This is a genomic window from Pseudomonas sp. TH34 (assembly GCF_016650865.1).
In the GTDB taxonomy this organism is placed as follows: Bacteria; Pseudomonadota; Gammaproteobacteria; order Pseudomonadales; family Pseudomonadaceae; genus Aquipseudomonas; species Aquipseudomonas yamanorum.
The window spans coordinates 295,676-318,258 of record NZ_JAEKFB010000010.1 but is presented as its reverse complement, the minus strand read 5'-3'; the positions used below and the strand labels follow the sequence as shown (position 1 = coordinate 318,258).

The window sequence follows — 22,583 nt, the reverse complement described above, 5'->3', positions numbered from 1 at the left end:
ATGAGTGAAGCGATCAAACAGCCTGTGAGCCCTGAAGGCATTATTCAGATGCAGGGCGTCAACAAGTGGTACGGCCAGTTCCACGTGTTGAAAGACATCAACCTGAACGTCAAGCAGGGCGAGCGTATCGTACTGTGCGGCCCGTCGGGTTCCGGCAAGTCCACCACCATCCGCTGCCTCAACCGTCTGGAAGAGCACCAGCAGGGCCGCATCGTGGTCGATGGCGTGGAACTGACCAACGACCTCAAGCAGATCGAAGCGATCCGTCGTGAAGTCGGCATGGTGTTCCAGCACTTCAACTTGTTCCCGCACCTGACCATCCTGCAGAACTGCACGTTGGCACCGATGTGGGTGCGCAAGATGCCCAAGCGCAAGGCTGAAGAAATTGCCATGCACTACCTTGAGCGCGTGCGTATTCCGGAACAGGCCCACAAGTTTCCGGGGCAGTTGTCCGGCGGCCAGCAACAGCGCGTGGCGATTGCCCGTGCGCTGTGCATGAAGCCAAAAATCATGCTGTTCGATGAACCGACGTCGGCGCTCGATCCAGAGATGGTGAAAGAGGTGCTGGACACCATGATCGGCCTGGCGGAAGACGGCATGACCATGCTCTGCGTCACCCACGAAATGGGCTTTGCACGCACCGTGGCCAACCGCGTGATCTTCATGGACAAGGGCGAGATCGTTGAACAGGCGGCGCCGAATGACTTCTTCGACAACCCGCAGAATGATCGGACCAAGTTGTTCTTGAGCCAGATTCTGCATTGATGGGTGTTTGAATAAATAAACCCGGCCTGGTGCCGGGTTTATTTTTGCCATCAATCAAGTTGTCGTCAGGATCTCGTGCTCTTTATGTACCGTATGCACGGAATTGCGAAGATCTGCGCCTTCACTCAGGATTTTTGCTTCGACCAGCAAGTGGGGGTGACGCTCAAGCAAACGCATCAGGACTACCAGGGATTTGGGGGCAATACCTCACCGCGCTCGTAACGAGATAAGGCGTTGTGGCCGCCACCCGATAGCAGTTGTACCGTTTCTTTTTGTGAAAGGTGCAGTTTGCGGCGTATGCGCTTTATCTCGGTGCCGACCATCTGCCTGAAACTGTGAACGATTTCATCGCAGTGGTCTGAATAGCGTTCCGCGTCTTCGGGGTCCAGGATCACCTCTCCACATGCCTGGCACTCCCATCCAGACAGATCGTCTATACGGCGATGCAAACCTTTGACTTCCGATGTTTCGCTACGTCCTGAAAAGTGATGCATTCCGTCATGCCTGCCGCAGCTGAAGCATTGCTCTGTTTTCATGGATTTTTCTCCTTGAAGGAGATCACCGGAGGTTTACCATCCGTGCGGTAGGTCACCTTGATGTAGATCTCCAGATCATGTGAGTGGATGTGATACACATCTTGCCAAACTCGATGGTCGTCATGAGTGGTCATCGACTTGTACAACATCGTGTTTTTCAACTCGAAAATGACCGCCTGCATTTGTTCGATGCTTAAATCAAGATCCTCGCCGCAACGGCGTGCGCTTTGAGTAAATGCTTTCTTTCCAAGCCGCCTGACATCCGCCTTTATCACCGCCAGATCGTAATGAGGTGTGTACTTTTCCATAAGACACCTGAGTCCAATAATTACCCTCTGAGGGTAATTTTACCAATCGAAAATACTGCTCCTTTGCCTCCTCAAGAACCCTAGTGCGTTGCCTTTGTAGGCAACTCCGAATAGGCTGTGGGAAAATTCATCCTATGATTGGATGAAAGGACGAAACCCATGACAGACATCGCCCCCCTGATCAAACGCTCCCTCGTCGATCAAGCCCTGGACCAGTTGCGCCAGCGCATTACCCAAGGCGTATGGGCCATCGGCGAGCGCCTGCCCACCGAGCCCGAGTTGTCTGCCGAGCTGGGGATCAGCCGCAACACCGTGCGCGAAGCCATGCGCGTATTGGCGTTTTCCGGATTGATCGAGATCCGCCAGGGTGACGGCAGCTACCTGCGCTCCATGACCGACCCTCTGGGCGCGATGAAAGCCATGTCCCACTGCACTTTGGCCCAGGCCCAGGAGACGCGGCAGATTCTTGAAGTCGAGGCAGTCGGCTTGGCCGCGTTGCGCCGCACTGATGAAGACCTGGTCGCTTTGCGTGCGGCGCTCAAAGCCAGCGGCGACCATTACCAAGGTGATCTTGAGCACTACATCAGCTGCGACCTGGTGTTCCACAAACGCCTGGTGGACGCCGCCCACAACCCGGCCTTGAGCGAGCTGTACCAGTACTTCTCCAGCATCGTCGGCGCGCAACTGCGCCAGACCCTGAACATCCAGCCGCGCCGGCAAGCGGTGTTCGACCTGCACGGCGCCTTGCTCGATGCCGTGGAACAACAGGACCCGGAACGCGCCAAGGCCCTGTCCCGGCAGTTGATCAATGAACCTTGAACCCGAGACCACCATGCCCCGTTCAGAAAATGCCCTTGAAGAATTGCTGATCGACGCCGAAGCCGATGACGATGAGGTCCAGCACAGCCCGCCGGTGGTGAGCCGTCCGTGGCTGTTGCTGCTGGGCCTGATCCTGGTGGCGCTGAACCTGCGCCCCGCGTTGTCGAGCATGGCGCCGCTGCTCGCTGAGGTCTCCCATAGCCTGGGGCTTTCGGCCGCCAAGGCCGGGTTGCTGACGACGCTACCGGTGTTGTGCCTGGGACTGTTCGCACCGTTGGCTCCGATCCTGGCCCGGCGTTTTGGCGCCGAGCGGGTGGTGCTGGGCATTCTGCTGACCCTGGCCGGCGGCATCATCCTGCGCAGCTCATTGGGTGAGGTCGGGCTGTTCGCCGGGAGCCTGCTGGCGGGCGCGAGTATCGGCATCATCGGGGTGCTGTTGCCCGGTATCGTCAAACGCGATTTCGCCAAACAGGCCGGCACCATGACCGGCGTGTACACCATGGCCCTGTGCCTGGGTGCAGCGCTGGCGGCGGGTTCTACCGTGCCGCTGAGTCATTACTTCGGCGACAGCTGGAACATCGGCCTGGGGTTCTGGATTCTTCCGGCGTTGGTTGCGGCGTTGTTCTGGTTGCCACAAGTTGGCCAGAAACACGGCGCGCACCAGGTGGCCTATCGCGTGAAGGGCCTGTTGCGTGATCCGCTGGCCTGGCAGGTGACCTTGTACATGGGCCTGCAATCCTCTCTGGCCTACATTGTGTTTGGCTGGTTGCCGTCGATCCTGATCGGCCGTGGCCTGACCGCCACCCAGGCGGGCCTGGTGCTTTCCGGTTCGGTGATTGTGCAGTTGGCCAGTTCCCTGGCCGCGCCCTGGTTGGCCACCCGCGGCAAGGACCAGCGGCTGGCCATCGTGGTGGTGATGGTGCTGACCCTGGGCGGCCTGTTCGGTTGCCTGTATGCACCGTTGGACGGCTTGTGGGGCTGGGCGATTCTGCTGGGACTGGGCCAGGGCGGCACCTTCAGCCTGGCGCTGACCTTGATCGTGCTGCGTTCACGGGACGCCCATGTAGCCGCCAACCTGTCGAGCATGGCCCAGGGGATCGGCTACACCCTGGCGTCCATGGGGCCGTTCGCGGTCGGGCTGGTGCATGACTGGACCGGCGGCTGGAATGCCACCGGCTGGATTTTCGCGGTGATCGGCCTGGGCGCGATCATCGCGGGGTTGGGCGCCGGGCGTACGCGGTATGTCGCCGTGACCAGCGAGAAGGTCTAGAGGTACAGCACTTCCATAGTGCTGGAACCATCGATATGCACGTCGCTGCTGAGGTCGAGATTGTTCTTGGCAGCGATCACCGTATCGACCCTGACCAGGCTGCTCAGGGTCTGGAAGGCCGTCGGTCCGCTGGTGCTGCCGACGGTGTCGGTAAAGCCGAGAAAGCTGCGCGAACCGATGTCGATCGGGTTGCTGTTGGCGGTGCGCCAGGCGATCCCGCCGCTGGTGGACTCGGTGCCGTAAACCTCCGGCAGGCTGTCGATCACGGTCTGCTTGGGGTCGAAGGTTAGTGAGTACAAGCCGATCTTGTTGCCACTCGGGTCCAGCCCCAGCCCGTAATAGATTTCGCTGTTGACGTTGGCGGTGCCGTCGCGGTTGTCGCTCATGCGCAGGGCATAACGGGTCGCGGCCTCGCAGTTGATGGTGACGCTCAGGTAGCGCACCGGCAGGCGTTTGCCGCGATCAATGTTCAACTCCTGTTGGGAAATCTTGCCGTAGTCGATCAGCCCGTTGCTCGACAGCGCTGGTGTGCAGGCGCTGGGGGTGAGCAGGCCGGTGATGCCGAGTTCGACACTGGAGGCCGCCTTGGCGCCGGCGCTGAGGGTCAGCAGGGCAAGTGTTGCGAGAGAAAGCTGGCGTAGGTTCATGACCATACTCCTTGATCAGAGGTAGATGATTTCAATCGTGCCCGAACCGTCGAGCAGTACTTCCGTCCGCAGGTCCAGGCTGTTCATGGGCGACAGAACGGCGCGAACGCTGACCTGCCCGCTCAGGTTCTGGATCGCGGTGGGGCCGGCATTGCTGCCGGGTATAGCGGTAAAGCCGAGCAAACTGCTGCTGCCGATGGGAATGGGGTAGGCGCTGGAGCTGCTCCAGGCCGCGCCACCGGTGGTGGAGTCGGTGCGGTACACCTGGGGCAGGGCGTCGGCGCGCAGGTCGAAGGGGTCGAAGTAGAGAAAGTAGCGGCCGATCTTATTGCGGCTGTCATCGACGCCCAGGCCGTAGGCAGTTTCATCGGTGCCGCCGGTGGCCGAGCCTTTACGGTTGTCGTGCATGCGCAAGGCAAAGTGAGTCGGACCGTCGCAGCCGATACTCAGCAGCAGGCTGCGGGAGGCCAGGCCGGTTTCCTTGTCGGCGTTCAGGCTCTTGGCCCACATACGGCCAAAGTCGATGATGCCGCCGTTGGACAGAGTGGTTTCACAGGCCGCCGGGGCGAAACCGGCTTGCACCGACAGCTCCCGGGCGCGGCCGGTGGCGACGGCGTCGATCAACCCGGTGGCTTCCCAGGTCACCGCGTCGCGTACTTGCGTGGCGTCGGCCTGCGCCCAGGCATTGACCTGCAGTTGCGCCGAAAAGCTGCTGCCGGTGGTCGGCGCGCCGTCGCGCAACGGCACGATGGCCTGGTCGGGTCGCCAGTCGAGCGTCCTGCCCCTGGCGCTGGGCGCCTGGCCTTGCCCACCGGTCAATCCCAGTTCAACCGCCTGGCCGTCGAGTACCGCATCGCTGATGTGCACGCGGTAGCTGCCACGCTCGGTAAAGCGGTAGCGCTCGGCGGTCGCGGCCAGGGCCCGGTAGAACACGTGCATATCGGTGGGTGTCGGGCAGTTCAGGTTGAGGCTCAGGCGGCGCTCCCCCAGCACAATTTCTGCGCCGGGGTTGCGCTGCACGGCACGATTCATCACGCCGAAATCCAGGCGCGACTGGCTTAGGGTCAGTTGGCATTCATCGGCGTGCGCCCGGGCCTGGACGATGGCGCCCAGGGCCAATCCCAGCAGTAACATTCGCTTCATCACACTCTTCCTCATGGCGTCACACAACGCGCCGGGGCGGTTTCGAAATACACCTGCGGGTCGGATTTTTCCGCGAGTTCAACGTGCAGTTCACAGCGGCTCATGCCGGGTGCCTTGACCCACAGGCGACGGGGATCCAGCACGTTCGGCAAGAACACCTGGCTGCCTTCCTGCACCAGGGTCACGAACTCGCCATCGGCGGTACTCACGGTGGCGCCACGGGGCAGTGGCGTACCGTGGTCGGTGGTCACCGTGAGCAAGGCGCGACGGGTCAGGGCCACGCCGAACTCCACGCGATCCACCGCACCGCGTCCGGCGCTGATGACGGCCAGGCCGTTGCTGATATCGGCATTGCGCGGCAGCGACTGGGTTTGTACTTCCACGGGGCTGCGCCCGTAGGCGGACACTTGCGGTACCACCGCCTGGCCCTGGAAGTCGGTCCACACCGGGCCGCTGGGCGTGGTGAGCTTGACCCCGACCATCTCGCCGACAGACACCAGCGCAAAGGTGTCGCGCACCGGGTAAGGCGAGAAGGTCACGCCACCGCTGTGGGCCACCACCGCACCGCGCAGACCGCCCTGGTAGCTGGAGCGTTCGGCGTCCGAGCGGCTGTAGTTCATGTCCAGTTGTGCATAGCGCGGCAGATAGGACACGCCGAGGGTGGATTCCACTTGTTGGTCGCGGCTGTCGTGCTCGGCGCTGACTCGATAACTGAGTTGATCGTTGACCTGCTCGTTCACCCCCAGGCCGATGCGGTGCTCGCCACCGGAGTTGCGCACCCAGGAGCGACCGCGGCGGTTCTCGCCCAGTGGCACGCTCAGGTTCAGGTACACCGCGTTCTCGTTATTCTGCCGGCCGCTGACCTGCCATTCGGCACTGGCCGACAGCGACACACCGCGCACGCTGGTGCCCCAAGAGGCCAGGGCGCGGCTGCTGTTTTCGCCGTTGAACGTGGTGGTGCGCGACAGGCCGGCATTGAAGGCGCCCAGCCACGGATGGGCCCAGCCCAGGGCCAGGCTCTGCTGGTCGCGATAGCGGGTGCGTCGGCCTTCGTCGTCCCGTGAATCGTAGTAGGCGGCGTCTTCCAGCTCCCGGTAGCCCATGGTGCGGTGGGAGGCGCCGGCGGTGATCGACCATTGCAGGCCCAGGCGCTGGGACAGGTTCAGGTCGGTCTGTACGCCACGTTCGCCCAAGCGTTGGGCATCGGCTATCTGAGTCGACAGTTGTACCTGGCCGTCTGTCCATGGCAACAGGCCGAGGCTGGCACCCGTGGCACGGTAGTCTTCGGCGGCAAGCACGCCGGCCCCCAGGCTCAGGCGCGGGTTCAAGGCGCCGCTCCAGCCGCCGCTGATCACCCATGGGTCGTCGCCCCGTGTATCGCCGATATTGCGCACCCGGCCCGCCCCCAACGAGTAACCCGGCGCTGGCAGGCCGATGCCGAGCATCGCCGCCGGTACGGTGAAGCGCCGTTCTTCGCCGGTGCTTTCCTTGACCGTCACTTCAACGTCTGAGCGCGTGTTCAGGCGCCGTACATCCGTGAGGGAAAACGGCCCGGCCGGCACCACCGTGGAGTGAATCAGCGCGCCGTTCTGGCGCACCTCCACCTGGGCCGGGCTGTTGGCGATGCCGCTGATGGTCGAGCCCTGTTCCTGGTCCTGCAGGGCTTGTTCGGTAAACAGCTGCATGCCGGTGATCTGTGCGGATGACAGCACCGGGTTGTAGAGGTTGATCTGCCCGGCCTGCAACACCGCCTGCTGCTCGGCGAAGGTGCGCTGGGCATAGGCTTCCAGGTGGGTACTGCGGGACCGGGCGTCTTGCCAGGTCTGTACCTGGCGGCTGCGCACGATCCAGTCGCCCGCGTTGAACCCCACTTCGGTATTGGCCGAGCCGAAGCGACTGGCGTCGTCGCCATAGCGGTTGTACAAACCGGTGAGGTCGTAGTTGAGCAAGCCGGCGAATCCTCCGGTTTCATAACCGGACAGCTCACGTTGGCGTGGGCGCAGGGCATCGGTGGGCACCATCAGGCTCACGCTCAGGCTGGCGGGGTCTTGCTCCACCACGGTTTGCGGGTATTCGCCAAGGAAGTCATGGCAGGTGCTGTCGCCCAGCGGCGCCGGTATCACCAGGTCGGCGGCATCCAGCAACGGGCGGTCAAAGCACAGCGCGCCCTGGCTGTCGAACCGCACATCAAGGCGGCCACGGCGCTGGCCGTTCACCGTCAGGCTCACGGCGTGGCGGCCGCTGGTATAGCGCGGTGCGTCCAGCAACAGGTAGGCCAGTTCCGGGTCGATACCGCGCTGGTGCAGGGTTTGCGCGTCGAAGGCATCGGCCCAGGCATCGGCCGACAGCAACGCCATGGTCAGTGGCAGCGCGGCCCGCATCCGGGCGGTGCGTAAAGGACAGCCGGGCACGGCTTCGCCAGCCGGGTCAGTGGTTACTGTGTTCACGTAAAGGCACTCAGGTTATGGAAGCCGGCAACGATTGGCGGGCTCCCCGGTGACAGTCACAGGGCTGTCACTTCGTTATTCAGCGTTTGCGGCGGTTATCGGTGCTTCATAGGCGGCGACGGCAAAGCCGTAGACGGTGGCCGGTTGCAGGCGTACGGCCGTGGCGGTGTGGGGCGTGCTGAGCCGCAGGGTTTCGCCGGGCAACACATAAGTGCGCGGCAGCACCAGGCTCTGCTTGCCGGGCAGCAGTTGCAGCTCCTGGGCCAGGCGCACCACGTAAGGCGTGGGGTTGGCGACGTTCAGGTGGCCAGCGCTCAGCGACCAGGTCAGCCCGGTCCAGGGTGTGCGATTCGGCGCCAGGCCTTTGGGATGAATGATCACCGGCAGGTTCTGGCGCACGGTCACGCCCACCCGCGCATGGCCTGCCTGGGCGGCATCACGGTCCTTGGGCATACCTTCGAAGATCACCCGTTTCAGGCGTTGGGTTGTCAGGGGCGTGGGGTTGCGCAGGATAAAGCGCACCAGCTGGCTTTTGTCGGCCTCGACACGGGACAGGGGCGGGGTGACGAACAGCAACGATTCGGTGTCTTCCGGAATGTCTTCGAGGGTGACGTGCAGCAGGGCCAGTTTGCCGTCGGTATTGGTCACCGACACCGAGGCTTCGCCGTCGGCTTCATTGACGATCACCACCGAGGTGTCGGGCACCATGCCGTCGGCGAACACCGGGGTGCTCAGCAGCCAGCCGAGGGCCAGCAAGGTTGGATAGGTCTTCATGACGCAGTTCCTAAAATGATCACAGGGCTTAGAGGTAACGCAGATCCAGAACCAATGAGCCATCGAGGGGAACGTCTTGCCTGAGGGTCAGACGGTTCGCCGGGTGGATGGTGGTCTGTGCGCGGATCCGGGTGGTCAGGGTGACGATGGGTTCCGGAAACGGTCGGCCGGGACGGGCAAACCCCATCAGGGACTTGGGGTGGATCGCGGGTTGGGGGGACCAGAGACCGCCCTGGGGATTTGACACAAGTGACTGCATGACCTGGCCGTCCCCTTGCGCCGCTTCGAACGCCAGGTCGACATAACCCAATTGCTCCGCGGGCGCGTTGGGGTTTCTCCCCAGGCCGTAGGTAGTGTCCGGTGCGGCGGACGAATCTTCGCGGCTGTCCAGGCCAATCAGGCCAAACAACAAGGGGCCGTTGCAGTGGATCTCGACCTCCAGCCATTGGCTGTCCAAGGGGGTGGGTTCGTCCTGGTTCAGGGTATAGGCAGGGATGGTGCCGTGGTCGATGATGCCGCTGCCGGAGAGCGCGATGGTGCAGGAACTGGGAGTGACCAGGCCTGAGAGGGTCATCTCGGTGGCGGTGCTGGCAAACACGCTAGAGCCGGTGTTGAGCAATAACAGCGCCGCGCACAGGCGTAGGGTTCTGTTCATCATTCGGTCTTCAATGTGTTCGGTGCAAGTAAGGCGCCTCGCCGCGAACGGCGAGGCCGCGGGTTTACAGGTACTTCACTTCCAGCGTGGCCGAGCCGTCGATCGGGTGCTCATCGCTCAGGTCCAGGCTGTCGGCCCGGGCGATTTGCCCGTAGATCACCACATCGGAGATGACTTGCTGGATCGGCACCGGCAACCAGGCTCCCGAGGTTTTATTGCCGAAAGCCGCCAATGCGCTGGGTGGCAGGATTGCGTCCGCCGAGTCGGTCCAGGTCGTGCCGTTATCCATCGATTCCAGTACGGTGACGGCTGCGCTGTCGGCGACCGCGTTATTCAGCATCAGGTCGTAGGCGCCCAGCTTCTGCGTACCGTTGATCAACCCCAGGCCATAGTTGCCGCCGCTGGAGTTGGAGCCGGCGCGGTTATCGGTGCCCTTGACGGCGAACAGGGTGCCGCCATCGCAGGTGATGGTCAGTTGCAGGGTGGTGCGTGGCAGTTGTTTGGGGGCCGTGAGGTTCAGGTCTTTGGCGGAGATCTTGCCGTAGTCCACCACCCCTCCGCCGGACAGGCCAGGGGTGCAGGCATTGGGGGTAATCACCCCTTTGACGGTCAGGTCGACGGTGGACGCCGCCAGGGCAGAAGCGCTGGTGGTGATCAGCAGCGCGGTGGCCAGGGCATTGAGCGTAAGTTTCATGGGGCACACGTTTCCTTTCGAGTGGGGCCAGTTGAATAAAGGGTTACAGGTACTTCAGTTGTACGGTGGCGTGGCCGTCCAGCGGCACTTCATCGCGCACGGTCAAGCGGTCGGTGCCGTCGACCATGGTGTACACGCGCAGGTCGGCGCTGAATTGCCGTATCGCAATCGGGGTATTTGCACCGCCGTTGGTGGCAACAGAGGTCTGGGTGTAGTGGCCCAGGTAAATCGACGGATGCCAGGTTGCGCCGCCATCGATCGAGTTGATGGTCTTGACGGTGACGCCGTCCGCGACCGGGTTGAACAGGGCGAACGCGGTGGCGCCAAGTTTTTCGCCACTGTCCGTCAGGCCCAGGCCATGCCAGTAGTCGTTAATGGCCGAAGTACCTGCGCGGTTATCGATCGTGCTCAGCGCGAGAAACGTTGGCGCTTCACACAGGACTTCCATTTGCATGGTCTCTGGCAGCAGTGAGGTCGGGCTGTCGGTGTTGAGTTCCTTGGCCGGCATTTTTCCGTAATCCACCACGCCTCCGCCGGAGAGCATGGGTTCACAGGCATTCGGCGTGATGGTGCCCGTGACGGCGAAGTCGGTACTGCTGGCGGCGAGCACAGTGGGGGCCAGCAGCAAAGTGGCGAGAAAGACAGCGGGTGAGGAATTCATGGGCGAGCGGCACCTTTGGTTGCAGGGTCGATGGCGTAGGGGTTAGAGGTACGTCACTTCAATGGTGGCCGAGCCGTCGAGATTGACTTCATTGCTCAGGTCCAGGCCGTCGGTGCGGTTGATGTAGCCGCTGTAGCTGATATCCGTCACCAGTTCCTGGGTCGGGCGAGGCGTGCTGACGTCTGCCAGGGTGGCCACGGAGAGCATCAGGCCGTTTTCAAAGGAGCTGTATTTCTCCCAGGTGGTGCCGTTGTCGAAGGAGGCGATGCTTTGCACGACTTCGCCGTCGGCCAGGGGGGCGCTCATGGTCAAGCTGTACGAGCCCAGCTTTTGGGTCCCGTTGATCCGCCCCAGCCCGAAACCGCTGGCATTTCCCGAGCCCGCACGGTTATCGGTCGCCTTCAGGGCGAAGACCACGGGCGCATCGCAGGTCACGGTCATTTGCAAATTGACCTTCGGCAGCGGGGTGATCTGGGTGGCGTTCAAGTCCTTGGCCGACATCTTGCCGTGGTCGATGACCCCGCCACTGGACAGGCTCGGCGTGCAGGCATTCGGGGTGATGATGCCCTTGACGGTCAGGTCCACGGTGCTGGCGGCGAAGGCGGGGGCGGTGCCGGTGATCAGCAGGGCGCTGGCGACGGCGATCAGGTGCTTGTTCATGGTTGTGTTGTCTCAGTGTTGGGTCAACGGACGGGTACACGTCACCGCAGCGCAGAAAGAGGCGCGGTTGGGCGTCGGGTCAGTTCGGATAGTTGGCCGCCAGGTGAAGTGGCGGGCTGCCCTCTTGGGGTGGGGCGCAATTTAGCGCCGGGGGAGGAGGGGGAAATACAAGAATTACGACAATCCGCTATCGCTCTAGCTCGCCTGCGTCAAGTCGGAATAGGTGGGCGGAGCTGTAGGAAAAACTGTCTTTTCGTAGTTCTTGTATCGCAAGAGTGGTATTCATGTGGATAGCTTGATTCGGTAACGGGTGCCAGAAGGATGGGTTAAGGATCACCGTCGAGCGCACCCTCACCTGACGATAGGCCAGGGCCGCCCGACGGCCCTGGCAGGTCGGCACCGATATCGAGGTGGCCATGACGCCAAGCGTGTTTGCTGACGACGGTCCCAAGCAGCAAACGGTGCCATGGCGCAGTCCTCCTGCTCACTGGAAGCACCTGAGCGTACTGATCGTCGAAGACCATCAGGCCTATCGCGCCTTGATGGGCTGGTTCCTGCAAAAATTCGAAATCGATCACGAGTTGGTGTGCAACGGGCAGGCCGCGTTGACGGCCATCGCCCTGCGGCATTTCGACCTGGTGATCAGCGATTGCCGCATGCCGGTGCTGGATGGCTACAGCATGGCTCGTGAGATCAGGCGGCGAGAGGCCGTACACAGCCGCCCGCGTGTGCCGATCATTGCCTTGACCGCCAAACTTTCCCCGGATGATGCCCGCCGCTGCCTTGAGGCCGGCATGGATGCCTGGCTGCTCAAGCCGCTGACCCTGGAACAATTGCGTACGGTGCTTGAGCAGTGGTTGCCACAGCCGCCGGGCGCGAATGCGTACCCGCCTGCTACAGCTTTGCCCAGGGCGAACTGGCCAACCCGCGCCGAGCTGGTCAAGACCTTTGGTGATGAGCAGGTGGTGAACCAGATGTTGCGCACCCTGGTGCTGGAGGCTGAGGCTGATTACGCGGGACTGGTAGAGGCCTGCCGCATCGTCGACCGGCACGGGTTGGTCGACTGCCTGCATCGCCTGGCGGGAAGTCTCGCGTTTTTTGGTGAGACCGACCTGGATCGCTGCGCGGGGGAGTTGATCGAGCAGGTGCGCGAGCACGGCATTCGGTGCAACTCGCGGGCATTGCAGCAGTTTGACCAGGACTTGGTGATGTATCTGCGCTATTTGACCGATTTATGACACTTCCAGCGATTTTTGTAGGGGGTATTACCTCTGTCTGTGGGCATGGTTTGTAGGGTGTTTCCTTTTTTGTTGTAGGTAAAAAATCACCCACTTAAGAACACGGGACGCCATTGGAAACCGTGCCTGAGTGGGCGGTTGTTGCTGGGGTCGGACAGGGTTATTTTGCGCAAATCAATTTGCCATCATTCATGGATTTCTATGCTTCGCGTAATTATTGCTGACGATCATCCCATTGTTCGGATCGGGCAGAAGGTGGTGATCGAGGCCAATGGCAGGTGCAAGGTGGTCGGTGAGGCCAATGGCCCGGATGAGCTGCTGCGGGTGCTGGGCAGCACCCCGTGTGATGTGCTGGTGACGGACTTCGCCATGCCGGGCGGGCAGCAGGCTGACGGCTATGTGTTGTTGGGCTTGTTGCAACGCCAATACCCCGGGGTGCCGGTGATCCTGGTGACGATGTTCGCCAATATCGCCACCCTGCGTGCCTCGTTCGCCGAGGGCGCCCGAGGCATTGTCGCCAAGAGTGCATCGGCCAAGGAGTTGCCCACGGCGATCAAGGAGGTCTGCGAGGGCAAGACCTTCGTCAGCGAGTCCCTGCGGACCCAGTTGGTGCAGGCGGGCACGGGCGATCAATCACAACCCCCGCAACTGTCCGGCAAGGAGCGCGAAGTAGTGCGCATGCTGGCCAGCGGCATGACCGTCAGCCAGATTGCCGCGCGGGTCAATCGCAGCATCTCCACCATCAGCAAACAGAAAAGCACCGCCATGAACCGGCTGTGTATCTCCACCGATGTGGATTTGTTCGCCTATGCTCGCAGCAGCGGAATGGTGCCCTGAAGGGATGGGATGAGGTATTCCTGGCGTTGATGCCAGTAGTGTTCCCGGGCCTTGGGGATTATCGTACCGACCATCCAAACCCCTTTTGCGGAAACTGCCCATGAGCGACGCCCATAACGCCCTGATCACCGAGTTCTACAGCGCCTTCCAGCGCCTGGATGCCGAGGCCATGAGCGCCTGCTACACCGACGACGTGGTGTTCAGCGACCCGGCATTCGGTGAACTGCGTGGCCGTGATGCCGGCGACATGTGGCGCATGCTGACCACCCGGGCCAAGGATTTTTCCCTGACTTTCGACTGTGTGCGCAGCGATGAAATCACCGGCAGCGCCCATTGGGTGGCGACCTACCTGTTCAGCGCCACGGGCAACACTGTGGTCAACGACATCCGGGCGCGCTTTGTGTTTCGCGACGGCAAGATCTGCGAGCACCACGACCACTTCGACCTGTGGCGCTGGTCGCGCCAGGCATTGGGCACCAAAGGGCTGTTGCTGGGCTGGACGCCGCTGGTGAAAAACGCCGTGCGGGCCCAGGCCCTGAAAGGGTTGAAGGCGTTCCAGGCCAGTCGTTGATAAGATTGGCGCTCCTTTGGTTTACCGAATTGATCCGTGACGACTCCTTCTGAAGCCAAGCCGTGGTTTGTCTACCTGGTGCGCGCCGCCAATGGCTCGCTCTACTGCGGCATCAGCAATGACCCGGTGCGCCGTTTTGCCATGCACCAGAGCGGCAAGGGCGCGCGGTTCTTTCTCTCAAGCCCTGCCGTGGCGCTGGTGTACACCGAGGCATGCATCAGCAAGGCCGAGGCGTTGCGCCAGGAACGGCTGATCAAGAAACTCAAGAAAAGCGCCAAGGAGTGCCTGGCCGCGATTGGCCCATCAATTTGACTGATAGGTTCCCATGCGCGCCTTTGCCGGGTTTGCAGGCTAAGCTGGACGCTCACTCATAGAGCGGAGCCTGGCATGACTGAGTTGATCCTGCACCACTACCCGCAATCCCCGTTTGCCGAAAAAGCCCGCCTGTTGCTGGGCTTCAAAGGGCTGTCCTGGCGTTCGGTGCACATCTCGCCGGTGATGCCCAAGCCAGACTTGACTGCCCTCACCGGTGGCTATCGCAAGACCCCGGTGTTGCAGGTGGGTGCCGATATCTACTGCGACACCGCGCTGATCGCGCGCCGCCTGGAGCAGGAAAAGTCCGCGCCGGCACTGTTTCCCCAAGGCCTGGAACTGGTCAGCCAAAGCTTCGCCGCCTGGGCTGATTCGACGGTGTTTTCCCATGCCGTGAGCCTGGTGTTCCAGCCGGAGTCCCTGGCGGTCAAGTTCGCCAAAGTACCGCCGGAAATGCTCCAGGTGCTGGTGGCCGACCGCAGCAAATTGTTCAGCGGCGGCACGGCCACCCGTGTGCAGCTGGATCAGGCCAAGCATCAATGGCCGGTGATCATCGGTCGTATCAATCAGCAGTTGCAGCACCAGCAGGGCGACTTCCTGTTTGGCGAGCCGTCGATTGCCGACTTCGCCCTGGCGCACCCGTTGTGGTTCCTCATGGGATCGCCGGTGACCTCGCCGCTGGTGGAAACCTATCCTGCCGTGGCCGCCTGGCTGGCCCGGGTGTTGGGTTTCGGTCATGGCACGTCGAGCCAGATGAGCGCCGAGCAAGCCCTGGAAGTCGCGCGCAATGCCACGCCCGCCAACCTGCCGGAAGAAATCTTCGAAGACCCGAATGGCTTCAAGCCTGGCCAGCAGGTGACCGTCAGCGCCACCGATTACGGCACCGATCCGGTGGCTGGCGAGTTGCTGTTTGCCGGCCGCGAAGCGCTGATTCTGCGGCGCACCGATGAACGCGCCGGCACTGTGCATGTGCACGTTCCGCGCTTCGGATTTCGGATCCAACCGGCGTGACTGAAATTATTTTCAAATCAGTGTGAGGTAAACCTGTCGGCCATCCGTGTAATGCTTGAAACTGCGATTAATTCGCATTAACAGCGTTTTTACACACGGGTTCTCAAGCATGAAGTCCAGGGCAACGTCGGCGGGTTCGGTTAAACATTGGCTGGGAGCCTCGGTATTGGCGGTTTCGGGGCTGGCGCTGCTGCCCCTGGGCGTAGCGCAGGCGGCTGAGGCGCAGCAGCAGAGCACGCTGTTCAACTTTGCCCTGGCCGCCAAGCCGCTGCCCCAGGCCTTGAGCGACTTCACCCGGGTGACCGGCATCAGCGTGGTCTACACCGACGAAGCGCCCTACGCCATCAAGGCCCCGGCCATCACCGGGCAGATGAGCGCGGCCCAGGCCATGCAACGGCTGCTGGGCAACTCCGGCTTCACTTTCCGCCAGATCGACGCCCGCACCCTGGCCCTTGAGCCACTGCCGACCGACGGCGCGCTGAACCTCGGCGCTACTACCATCAGCGGTGCCGCCCTGGCCTCGGATACCACCAGCTATCAGCCGCCGCCTACCAGTTCGGTGATGCGTTCCCACGGCCTGCTGCTGGAAACCCCACAAACCGTCAACGTCGTGCCGGCCCAGGTGATTCGCGATCAACAGCCGCGCAACCTCGACGACGCCCTGGCTAACGTCAGCGGTATTACCCAGGCCAACACGTTGGGCAGCACCCAGGACGCGGTGATGTTGCGTGGTTTTGGTGACAACCGAAACGGTTCGATCATGCAGGACGGCATGCCGCTGGTGCAGGGCCGCGCGATGAACTCCACCGCCGAGCGCGTCGAAGTGCTCAAGGGCCCGTCGTCGTTGCTGTATGGCATCCAGGATCCGGGTGGAGTGGTCAACATCGTCAGCAAGAAACCCGAGCTGACTCAATCCACTTCGCTGACGGTGCGTGGCTCGACTTTTGGTGACGGCAAGAACGGTAGCGGCGGCAACCTGGATACCACGGGGCCGATCGGTGACAGCGGGTTGGCGTATCGCTTGATCGTCGATCATGAAGACGAAGATTACTGGCGCAACTACGGCACACACCGCGAGAGCCTGATCGCACCGTCGCTGGCCTGGTACGGCGAAAACACCAAGCTGTTGTTTGCCTATGAGCACCGGGAGTTTCTCTCGCCGTTTGATCGGGGGACTGCGATTGATCCCAAGACCAACCACCCACTGGATATTCCGTCCACTCGCCGCCTGGACGAGCCCTTCAACAACATGGAAGGCCGCTCCGATCTGTACCGCTTCGAGGCTGACCATGACCTGAATGACGACTGGAAAGCCCACTTCGGCTACAGCTGGAACCGCGAGACCTACGACGCCAGCCAGGTGCGTGTGGTCAAGGTCAACACCAACGGCACCCTGACCCGCAGCATGGACGGCACCCAGGGCGCATTGACCACGGATCGCTTCGCCACCGCCAGCCTTGAAGGCAAGGTCAACGTCGCCGGCATGCAGCACGACCTGACCTTCGGCCTGGATGACGAGTACCGCAAGATCTACCGGGCCGACCTGATCCGCCAGTCGCCCCGTGGCACGTTCAACTACAACGATCCGGTCTATGGCAATGAAGTAGCGGGCACCACCGTCAGTGCACCGGACAGCAACCAGATGGACCTGCTGCGCAGCGACTCGTTGTTCCTGCAGGATGCGATCCACCTCACCGACCAGTGGATTCTGGTAGGCGGCGCGCGTTATCAGATGTACGACCAATACGCCGGCAAGGGCGTCCCGTTCACCGCCAACACCGACGGCAATGGCCAGAAATGGGTGCCACGCGTCGGCCTGGTGTACCGCTACACCGACGAGCTGTCGTTCTATGGCAGCTACACCGAGTCGTTCAAACCCAACTCCACGATCGCGCCGCTGGCCAATAAAACGAGACTGGATGGCAGCCTTGAGCCGGAGCAATCGAAGTCCTGGGAATTGGGGACCAAACTGGATATATCGGGCCGCATCACCGCCAGCGCCGCCCTGTTCAACATCGAAAAACGCAACGTGCTGGTGCAGGTGGGCGATGGCCTGACTTCGGTGTACAGCGTCGCCGGCAAGGTGCGCTCCCGTGGTCTGGAACTGGATGCCAGCGGCCAACTGACCGACAAGTGGAGCGTGATCGGCAGCTATGCCTACACCGATGCCGAGGTTACTGAGGACCCCGAATACAAAGGTAATCGCCTGCAAAACGTTGCGAAGAACACTGGCTCGCTGTCGGCGGTGTATGACTTCGGCAGCCTCTTGGGCGGCGACCAACTGCGGGTCGGCGCCGGTGCACGGTATGTCGGCGAGCGTTCGGGCGATGCGGCCAACAGTTTCGACTTGCCGGGTTACACCGTGGCCGACGCCTTCGCCACCTACGACACCAAGGTCGACGGTCAGAAGGTCAAGTTCCAGCTCAACGTGAAGAACCTGTTTGACCGTACCTATTACACCTCGGCCGTGAACACCCAGTTTGTCTCCATCGGCGACGCCCGTCAGGTGTCCGTCTCCAGCACCCTGGAGTTCTGATGAAACACTGGTTACTGGCAGCACTGCTGATCAGCGGCGCGGCATCGGCTGATGACTCGACCTACCATCGCGAACACCGGGTGACATTGCCCGGCTCCGGCCACAGTTGGGGTTTTGTCGGGCTGGACCCGACCCGGCCGTATCTGTTCCTGGCTCGCCGGGAAAACGGCCTGAGCGTGTTTGATGTGAAACAGCAGCGCCTGGTCGAGACGGTGGCGCAGTCCGAAGGCGCCAACGGCGTGGTGTTCGTGCCTGAGGTAGACCGGGTATTCGTGCTCAACACCGACGGCAGTCTGAGTGTGGTGCAGTTATCCACACTCACATTCCTGAAGCGCATCCCGGTGGCGCAAAGCAACCTCAACAGTGCAGTGTACGAGCCATCGACGGGCAAGGTGATTATCGTCAGTGGGCGTCGGGCGGATCGTTCGACGCTGTTTGAATTCGACCCGAAACAGGAACGAATCACCGGCGCCCATGAACTGGCGGTGAAGAAAATCGACCCGCTGCTGATCAAGGGCGACGGCAGCTTCTTCCTGCCGATGCGCGATGAAGGCAAGGTCGCCCGTTATTCGGCGAGCACCTTTGCGTTGCTCGACACCTGGCAGTTTGCCGATTGCCCCAAGCCCAGCGCATTGGCCCAGGACGTGGCGCGCCAGCGACTGTTTGTGGCGTGTCGCGGTGAAGTGCCGGTGTTGATCGTTGCCGACCGGAAAACCGGTGAAGTAAAGGCGAAGCTGCCGATCACCCGCGACGTCAACGCCCTGGCCTACGACGAGCAGCACCGGCGCTTGCTGATCCCCAGTGGCGTCGATGCCAACCTGACGCTGGTGGATCAAACGGATGCCGACCACTACGCCGTACGCGCCAGCGTCAGCACCTTGCCGATGGCCTACAACATGGCGTTCGACCCGGCGAGCCAGCGGGTACTCCTGCCGGCCATGGACTTTACCCAGCCGGCGCCGAGCAAGGCCGAGCCCAAGCCGGACCCGCTGTTTCATGCCAATACGTTTTCCGTAACGACCTACGGGCCTTGATTGACCGGGAGGAATTCCACAAGCTGCGCACTCTCGAAATTCAAGGACTACCAGGTTTATGCGGTTGGGACGATGGACACACGCCGGCGGGCTGCTGCTGGGCTTGAGCTTGTTGCTGGGCGGTTGCGCCACGGCACCGAAAACTTCCACTAGCGCCACCCTCGACCAGTTGCTGGCCGACCCGGCGTTGCACGGTGCCAGTGTGTCGCTGATGGTGCGCGACGCCCGCAGCGGCAGCACGCTCTACCAACACAACCCACGCACACGGCTGACGCCGGCCTCCAGTCTCAAGTTGCTGACCACCGCAGCGGCGATGGATGTGCTGGGGCCGCAGTATCGGTTTTCCACGCAACTGTTGAGCGACGGCATCCGCCAGGGCGCGGTGCTTAACGGCAACCTCTACCTGCGCGGCCTGGGCGACCCGACGATCCAGTGGGCGGACTACCAGGCACTGGCCGCCAGCCTGGCGCAGCAGGGCATCCGGCAAGTGCAGGGTGACCTGGTGTTCGATGACACGTTCTTCGACGCCGAGCGTCTGGGCACCGATTGGTCCCAGGACGATGAAAGCACCTACTACGGCGCGCAGATTTCGGCGCTGACGGTATCGCCCAATGACGACTTCGATGCGGGCTCCCTGCTGGTCACAGCCAAGGCGCCGGTCGTGGCGGGGCGCCCGGTGACGGTGGATATCAGCCCGGCGACCGACTACGTGCAGATCGGCAACCGTGCCGTCAGCGGCCCGGGCAACAGCTATGGGATCAATCGCCAGCACGGCACCAACCTGCTGCGCCTCAGTGGCGCATTGGCCCCGGGCAAGCAGAGTCGGCAATTGGTCAGTGTCTGGGAGCCGACGCAACTGGTGGCCAATCTGTTTGGGCAGGCGTTGGCGCAGCAGGGGATTGTCGTGCAGGGGCGTCGGATGATCGGGGGTGTGACGCCGACCACGGCGACTGTGCTCGCGATGCATGACTCGGCGCCGTTGCAGGACTTGATCACGCCGTTGCTCAAGCTTTCCAACAACAACATGTCCGAGGCATTGCTCAAGAGCATGGGGCGCAAGACCGTGAATGCCGGCACGGCGCCTGCCGGTGTGGCGGCGGTGGCTGGGTTCCTGAAGCGTCAAGGGATTGATACGGCGACGTTGAATCAAGTGGACGGTTCGGGGTTGTCCCGACGTAACCTGGTGTCGTCGCAGAACCTGACGGACGTGCTGCTGGCCGCCAGCAAACAGCCTTGGTTCAACGCCTGGTACAACGCGTTGCCGGTTGCCGGTAACCCGGACCGCCTGGTGGGCGGGAGCTTGCGCTATCGCCTGCGGGGCACGGCGGCGGAAAACAACCTGCACGGCAAGACCGGCTCGATGACCGGCGTGTCGTCGTTGACCGGGTATGTCACCGATGCCAAGGGGCGCAAGCTGGTGTTTTCGATGGTGACCAACAATTACGTGGTCGCAGGCGCGCGGGTCAAGGCGCTGGAAAACCGTCTGGCCACGGCGCTGGCCAACAGCACGGACTATTGAGCACCGAAGATCAAATGTGGGAGCGGGCTTGCTCGCGAATGCGGTGGATCAGTCAGTACATGTGTTGACTGCCACACCGCCTTCGCGAGCAAGCCCGCTCCCACATTGGACCTGTGCAGTCAGGCGGATTGCATTTCAAGGCAGGAATGCCTGCCGGTATTCCCCGGGCGTCGCACCCATCGCCTGGCGGAACCGGTTGGTAAAGTGGCTGGCGCTGGAAAACCCGCACGCCAGCGCAATCTCGCCCAAGGGCAATGCCCCGCCACGCAACAACTCCCGGGCGCGGGCCAGGCGCCGCGCCAGCAGGTACTGGTGGGGCGGCAGGCCAAAGCTCTCGCGAAACATCCGCGCGAAGTGGTACTCCGACAAGGCGCACAAGCCTGCCAACTGCCCCAGGCTGATCGGCTCGGCCAGTTGCTGGTCGATGTGCTCCACCAGTTGCCGACGCTGGTGGGCAGCCAGCCCGCCTTTCAAGCGCAAACCTTCACGCATCCCCACTTGGCTGAGCAAGGTATGGCTGAGCATTTCATGCGCCAGGCTACTGGTCAGCAGGCGCTCGCCGGGCTCTTTCCAGTTCAGGCTGATCAACTGGTGAAAGCGCCGGGCCTGCTGCGCGTCGTCGAGGAAGGTGCTCTCACGCAACTGCAACTCGCGGGGCTCACGGTCCAGCAAGGTCACGCAGCCCAAGGCGAATTGCTCCGGGCTGAAATACACGTGGGCCAGGCGGATTTCGCCGTTGATCACCCAGGCCGACTGATGCTCCGCCGGCAGGATGCACAGCTTGTCCGGGCCGCCCTTGGTGCCGGGCTGGTCGCGGCGAAAGGTGCCGGTGCCGCCGCCGATGTAGCAGGACAGGGTGTGATGGTCGGGGGCTTCGTAATCCTGGGCGTCGTGATGGTTGCTCCACAAGGCTGCAGACAAGCCGTCACCGAGCTCGGCGCACAGCTCGAGGCGAGCGTTGGGCGAGCGGTTGAGGGATTGAAAGACTTGCAGGGTTTCCAGTGGCGGCATATTCGTACTCTCTGACAGCTTGCATCCTACTCCCAGCGGCGATTCCTGTGATCCCGGCAGCCGACAAAAGCGCAAGAATGTGCAAGAGGCTGGGTGCCGCCCGGGGTGAAACTGTGGCTCAACCCTCGGAGCCCGCCATGAACCTTTTCCTGTATTTACTCACCGTACTGATCTGGGGCACCACGTGGATTGCCCTGAAATGGCAGCTGGGCGTGGTAGCGATTCCGGTGTCCATCGTCTATCGCTTCGGCCTGGCGGCGCTGGCGCTGTTCGTGATGCTGCTGCTCAGCCGCAAGCTGCAGGTGATGAACCGCCGTGGGCATTTGATCTGCCTGGCCCAGGGGCTGTGCCTGTTTTGCGTCAATTTCATGTGCTTTCTCACCGCCAGCCAGTGGATTCCCAGCGGGCTGGTGGCGGTGGTGTTCTCCACCGCGACCTTGTGGAACGCGCTGAACGCTAGGGTGTTCTTTGGCCAGAAAGTCGCACGCAATGTGTTGATGGGCGGCGGCCTCGGGTTGCTGGGCCTGGGGCTGTTGTTCTGGCCGGAACTGGTGGGGCACACCGCCAGCCCGCAAACCTTGCTCGGCCTGGGTTTGGCGCTGCTCGGCACGATGTGTTTCTCGGCGGGCAACATGCTGTCGAGCCTGCAACAGAAGGCCGGCCTCAAGCCGCTGACCACCAATGCCTGGGGCATGGCCTATGGTGCGTCGATGCTGGCGATGTACTGCGCGGTTCAGGGCATTCCGTTCGACATGGAATGGAACAGCCGCTACATCGGTTCGTTGTTGTACCTAGTGATCCCAGGATCGGTGATCGGTTTTACTGCCTACCTGACCCTGGTCGGGCGCATGGGCCCGGAGCGGGCGGCGTATTGCACCGTGCTGTTCCCGGTGGTGGCGTTGAACGTCTCGGCGTTTGCCGAAGGCTATCAGTGGACAGCGCCCGCGTTGGCGGGGCTGGTACTGGTGATGCTGGGGAATGTGTTGGTGTTTCGTAAGCCCAAGGCTGGCGCGCCGATCAATCCAATCTACAAGGCGAAGCAGGTCTAGTGTGGGAGCTGCGAGCCCAGGCAAGGCTGCGATGCAGGCGCTGCGGTTTTGCAGGTGCACTGCGGTGATGCCATCGCAGCCTCGCT

At 62.3% G+C, this 22,583-nt stretch carries 22 protein-coding genes and 1 pseudogene; 12 read left to right on the top strand and 11 right to left on the bottom strand.

The genetic code is table 11. The features are described from left to right. Entirely contained in the window at positions 1 to 765 is a 765-nt protein-coding gene (locus tag JFU58_RS06315) for an amino acid ABC transporter ATP-binding protein (protein ID WP_003171943.1), read from the top strand. Positions 766 to 819: 54 nt separating this feature from the next. On the opposite strand, the pseudogene JFU58_RS06310 reads toward JFU58_RS06315, so the two are convergent. Both JFU58_RS06310 and JFU58_RS06305 read right to left on the bottom strand, forming a co-directional pair. Beyond that, a pseudogene (locus JFU58_RS06310) lies at positions 820 to 1,301 on the bottom strand (type II toxin-antitoxin system MqsA family antitoxin). Beyond that, the gene (locus JFU58_RS06305) at positions 1,298 to 1,609 is read right to left on the bottom strand and encodes a type II toxin-antitoxin system MqsR family toxin (protein ID WP_201140088.1); all 312 of its coding nucleotides are present in this window, start codon (positions 1,607 to 1,609) and stop codon (positions 1,298 to 1,300) included. Before JFU58_RS06305 ends, JFU58_RS06310 begins: the two are co-directional and overlap by 4 nt. Before the next feature lie 159 nt (positions 1,610 to 1,768). Between JFU58_RS06305 and JFU58_RS06300 the strand changes: the two genes are divergently transcribed. Together JFU58_RS06300 and JFU58_RS06295 are read left to right on the top strand one after the other, a co-directional pair. Then, complete coding sequence (locus JFU58_RS06300; protein ID WP_063027283.1) at positions 1,769 to 2,428, top strand: FadR/GntR family transcriptional regulator; 660 nt, start codon at positions 1,769 to 1,771, stop codon at positions 2,426 to 2,428. Next, complete coding sequence (locus JFU58_RS06295) at positions 2,418 to 3,698, top strand: CynX/NimT family MFS transporter (protein WP_177027059.1); 1,281 nt, start codon at positions 2,418 to 2,420, stop codon at positions 3,696 to 3,698. The genes JFU58_RS06300 and JFU58_RS06295 overlap by 11 nt, the downstream gene beginning before the upstream one ends. Here JFU58_RS06295 and JFU58_RS06290 read toward each other — a convergent pair. The 8 genes from JFU58_RS06290 to JFU58_RS06255 form a co-directional block, all read right to left on the bottom strand. Then, positions 3,695 to 4,345, bottom strand: coding sequence for a DUF1120 domain-containing protein (locus JFU58_RS06290; protein ID WP_177027058.1), 651 nt, complete (start codon positions 4,343 to 4,345; stop codon positions 3,695 to 3,697). The two genes, JFU58_RS06295 and JFU58_RS06290, sit on opposite strands and share 4 nt — an antisense overlap. 15 nt (positions 4,346 to 4,360) lie before the next feature. Beyond that, positions 4,361 to 5,488 (bottom strand): DUF1120 domain-containing protein, encoded by a 1,128-nt coding sequence (locus JFU58_RS06285; protein ID WP_063027288.1) that lies wholly within the window; start codon positions 5,486 to 5,488, stop codon positions 4,361 to 4,363. 11 nt (positions 5,489 to 5,499) lie between these two features. Next, the gene (locus JFU58_RS06280) at positions 5,500 to 7,869 is read right to left on the bottom strand and encodes a fimbria/pilus outer membrane usher protein (protein WP_201140167.1); all 2,370 of its coding nucleotides are present in this window, start codon (positions 7,867 to 7,869) and stop codon (positions 5,500 to 5,502) included. Between the two features lie 141 nt (positions 7,870 to 8,010). Next, complete coding sequence (locus JFU58_RS06275; protein ID WP_201140087.1) at positions 8,011 to 8,709, bottom strand: fimbria/pilus chaperone family protein; 699 nt, start codon at positions 8,707 to 8,709, stop codon at positions 8,011 to 8,013. Positions 8,710 to 8,737: 28 nt separating this feature from the next. Next, complete coding sequence (locus JFU58_RS06270; protein WP_242488222.1) at positions 8,738 to 9,364, bottom strand: DUF1120 domain-containing protein; 627 nt, start codon at positions 9,362 to 9,364, stop codon at positions 8,738 to 8,740. 64 nt (positions 9,365 to 9,428) lie between these two features. Continuing rightward, the gene (locus tag JFU58_RS06265; RefSeq protein WP_093205375.1) at positions 9,429 to 10,058 is read right to left on the bottom strand and encodes a DUF1120 domain-containing protein; all 630 of its coding nucleotides are present in this window, start codon (positions 10,056 to 10,058) and stop codon (positions 9,429 to 9,431) included. Positions 10,059 to 10,101: 43 nt separating this feature from the next. After that, on the bottom strand, positions 10,102 to 10,719 hold the full coding sequence (locus JFU58_RS06260; protein WP_063027297.1) for a DUF1120 domain-containing protein: 618 nt from the start codon (positions 10,717 to 10,719) through the stop codon (positions 10,102 to 10,104). A 42-nt stretch (positions 10,720 to 10,761) separates the two neighbouring features. Continuing rightward, a complete protein-coding gene (locus JFU58_RS06255) occupies positions 10,762 to 11,379 on the bottom strand; it encodes a DUF1120 domain-containing protein (protein WP_093205379.1) in 618 nt (205 codons plus the stop codon). 416 nt (positions 11,380 to 11,795) lie between these two features. On the opposite strand from JFU58_RS06255, the gene JFU58_RS06250 reads away from it, so the two are divergent. From JFU58_RS06250 to dacB, 8 genes are all read left to right on the top strand, one after another. Then, positions 11,796 to 12,617, top strand: coding sequence for a response regulator (locus tag JFU58_RS06250; RefSeq protein ID WP_063027299.1), 822 nt, complete (start codon positions 11,796 to 11,798; stop codon positions 12,615 to 12,617). A 201-nt stretch (positions 12,618 to 12,818) separates the two neighbouring features. Then, positions 12,819 to 13,454 carry a response regulator transcription factor gene (locus JFU58_RS06245; RefSeq protein ID WP_063027300.1) on the top strand — a complete coding sequence of 212 codons (636 nt, stop codon included), beginning with the start codon at positions 12,819 to 12,821 and terminating at the stop codon, positions 13,452 to 13,454. A gap of 100 nt (positions 13,455 to 13,554) precedes the next feature. Next, entirely contained in the window at positions 13,555 to 14,025 is a 471-nt protein-coding gene (locus tag JFU58_RS06240; RefSeq protein ID WP_201140086.1) for a nuclear transport factor 2 family protein, read from the top strand. 36 nt (positions 14,026 to 14,061) lie between these two features. Further along, a complete protein-coding gene (locus tag JFU58_RS06235; protein ID WP_063027301.1) occupies positions 14,062 to 14,337 on the top strand; it encodes a GIY-YIG nuclease family protein in 276 nt (91 codons plus the stop codon). Positions 14,338 to 14,412: 75 nt separating this feature from the next. Beyond that, entirely contained in the window at positions 14,413 to 15,348 is a 936-nt protein-coding gene (locus JFU58_RS06230) for a glutathione S-transferase N-terminal domain-containing protein (protein WP_063027302.1), read from the top strand. A gap of 109 nt (positions 15,349 to 15,457) precedes the next feature. Continuing rightward, a complete protein-coding gene (locus tag JFU58_RS06225; protein WP_201140084.1) occupies positions 15,458 to 17,884 on the top strand; it encodes a TonB-dependent siderophore receptor in 2,427 nt (808 codons plus the stop codon). Further along, positions 17,884 to 18,918, top strand: coding sequence for a YncE family protein (locus JFU58_RS06220; protein WP_201140083.1), 1,035 nt, complete (start codon positions 17,884 to 17,886; stop codon positions 18,916 to 18,918). Before JFU58_RS06225 ends, JFU58_RS06220 begins: the two co-directional genes overlap by 1 nt. 58 nt (positions 18,919 to 18,976) lie before the next feature. Further along, positions 18,977 to 20,437 carry a D-alanyl-D-alanine carboxypeptidase/D-alanyl-D-alanine endopeptidase gene (gene dacB / locus JFU58_RS06215; protein ID WP_201140082.1) on the top strand — a complete coding sequence of 487 codons (1,461 nt, stop codon included), beginning with the start codon at positions 18,977 to 18,979 and terminating at the stop codon, positions 20,435 to 20,437. 135 nt (positions 20,438 to 20,572) lie between these two features. Here dacB and JFU58_RS06210 read toward each other — a convergent pair whose 3' ends face one another. Continuing rightward, positions 20,573 to 21,448 carry a helix-turn-helix domain-containing protein gene (locus JFU58_RS06210; RefSeq protein WP_201140081.1) on the bottom strand — a complete coding sequence of 292 codons (876 nt, stop codon included), beginning with the start codon at positions 21,446 to 21,448 and terminating at the stop codon, positions 20,573 to 20,575. 137 nt (positions 21,449 to 21,585) lie between these two features. On the opposite strand from JFU58_RS06210, the gene JFU58_RS06205 reads away from it, so the two are divergent. Then, positions 21,586 to 22,497, top strand: a complete 912-nt coding sequence (locus JFU58_RS06205; protein WP_201140080.1) for a DMT family transporter — start codon at positions 21,586 to 21,588, stop codon at positions 22,495 to 22,497. Positions 22,498 to 22,583: the final 86 nt, after the last annotated feature.

What these genes read in the sequence shown, in the direction of transcription:
- JFU58_RS06315 (WP_003171943.1), top strand. Translation starts at nt 1, where the DNA reads ATGAGTGAAGCGATCAAACAGCCTGTGAGCCCTGAAGGCATTATTCAG.
- JFU58_RS06305 (WP_201140088.1), bottom strand. Translation starts at nt 1,609, where the DNA reads ATGGAAAAGTACACACCTCATTACGATCTGGCGGTGATAAAGGCGGAT.
- JFU58_RS06300 (WP_063027283.1), top strand. Translation starts at nt 1,769, where the DNA reads ATGACAGACATCGCCCCCCTGATCAAACGCTCCCTCGTCGATCAAGCC.
- JFU58_RS06295 (WP_177027059.1), top strand. Translation starts at nt 2,418, where the DNA reads ATGAACCTTGAACCCGAGACCACCATGCCCCGTTCAGAAAATGCCCTT.
- JFU58_RS06290 (WP_177027058.1), bottom strand. Translation starts at nt 4,345, where the DNA reads ATGAACCTACGCCAGCTTTCTCTCGCAACACTTGCCCTGCTGACCCTC.
- JFU58_RS06285 (WP_063027288.1), bottom strand. Translation starts at nt 5,488, where the DNA reads ATGAAGCGAATGTTACTGCTGGGATTGGCCCTGGGCGCCATCGTCCAG.
- JFU58_RS06280 (WP_201140167.1), bottom strand. Translation starts at nt 7,869, where the DNA reads ATGCGGGCCGCGCTGCCACTGACCATGGCGTTGCTGTCGGCCGATGCC.
- JFU58_RS06275 (WP_201140087.1), bottom strand. Translation starts at nt 8,709, where the DNA reads ATGAAGACCTATCCAACCTTGCTGGCCCTCGGCTGGCTGCTGAGCACC.
- JFU58_RS06270 (WP_242488222.1), bottom strand. Translation starts at nt 9,364, where the DNA reads ATGAACAGAACCCTACGCCTGTGCGCGGCGCTGTTATTGCTCAACACC.
- JFU58_RS06265 (WP_093205375.1), bottom strand. Translation starts at nt 10,058, where the DNA reads ATGAAACTTACGCTCAATGCCCTGGCCACCGCGCTGCTGATCACCACC.
- JFU58_RS06260 (WP_063027297.1), bottom strand. Translation starts at nt 10,719, where the DNA reads ATGAATTCCTCACCCGCTGTCTTTCTCGCCACTTTGCTGCTGGCCCCC.
- JFU58_RS06255 (WP_093205379.1), bottom strand. Translation starts at nt 11,379, where the DNA reads ATGAACAAGCACCTGATCGCCGTCGCCAGCGCCCTGCTGATCACCGGC.
- JFU58_RS06250 (WP_063027299.1), top strand. Translation starts at nt 11,796, where the DNA reads ATGACGCCAAGCGTGTTTGCTGACGACGGTCCCAAGCAGCAAACGGTG.
- JFU58_RS06245 (WP_063027300.1), top strand. Translation starts at nt 12,819, where the DNA reads ATGCTTCGCGTAATTATTGCTGACGATCATCCCATTGTTCGGATCGGG.
- JFU58_RS06240 (WP_201140086.1), top strand. Translation starts at nt 13,555, where the DNA reads ATGAGCGACGCCCATAACGCCCTGATCACCGAGTTCTACAGCGCCTTC.
- JFU58_RS06230 (WP_063027302.1), top strand. Translation starts at nt 14,413, where the DNA reads ATGACTGAGTTGATCCTGCACCACTACCCGCAATCCCCGTTTGCCGAA.
- JFU58_RS06225 (WP_201140084.1), top strand. Translation starts at nt 15,458, where the DNA reads ATGAAGTCCAGGGCAACGTCGGCGGGTTCGGTTAAACATTGGCTGGGA.
- JFU58_RS06220 (WP_201140083.1), top strand. Translation starts at nt 17,884, where the DNA reads ATGAAACACTGGTTACTGGCAGCACTGCTGATCAGCGGCGCGGCATCG.
- dacB (WP_201140082.1), top strand. Translation starts at nt 18,977, where the DNA reads ATGCGGTTGGGACGATGGACACACGCCGGCGGGCTGCTGCTGGGCTTG.
- JFU58_RS06210 (WP_201140081.1), bottom strand. Translation starts at nt 21,448, where the DNA reads ATGCCGCCACTGGAAACCCTGCAAGTCTTTCAATCCCTCAACCGCTCG.
- JFU58_RS06205 (WP_201140080.1), top strand. Translation starts at nt 21,586, where the DNA reads ATGAACCTTTTCCTGTATTTACTCACCGTACTGATCTGGGGCACCACG.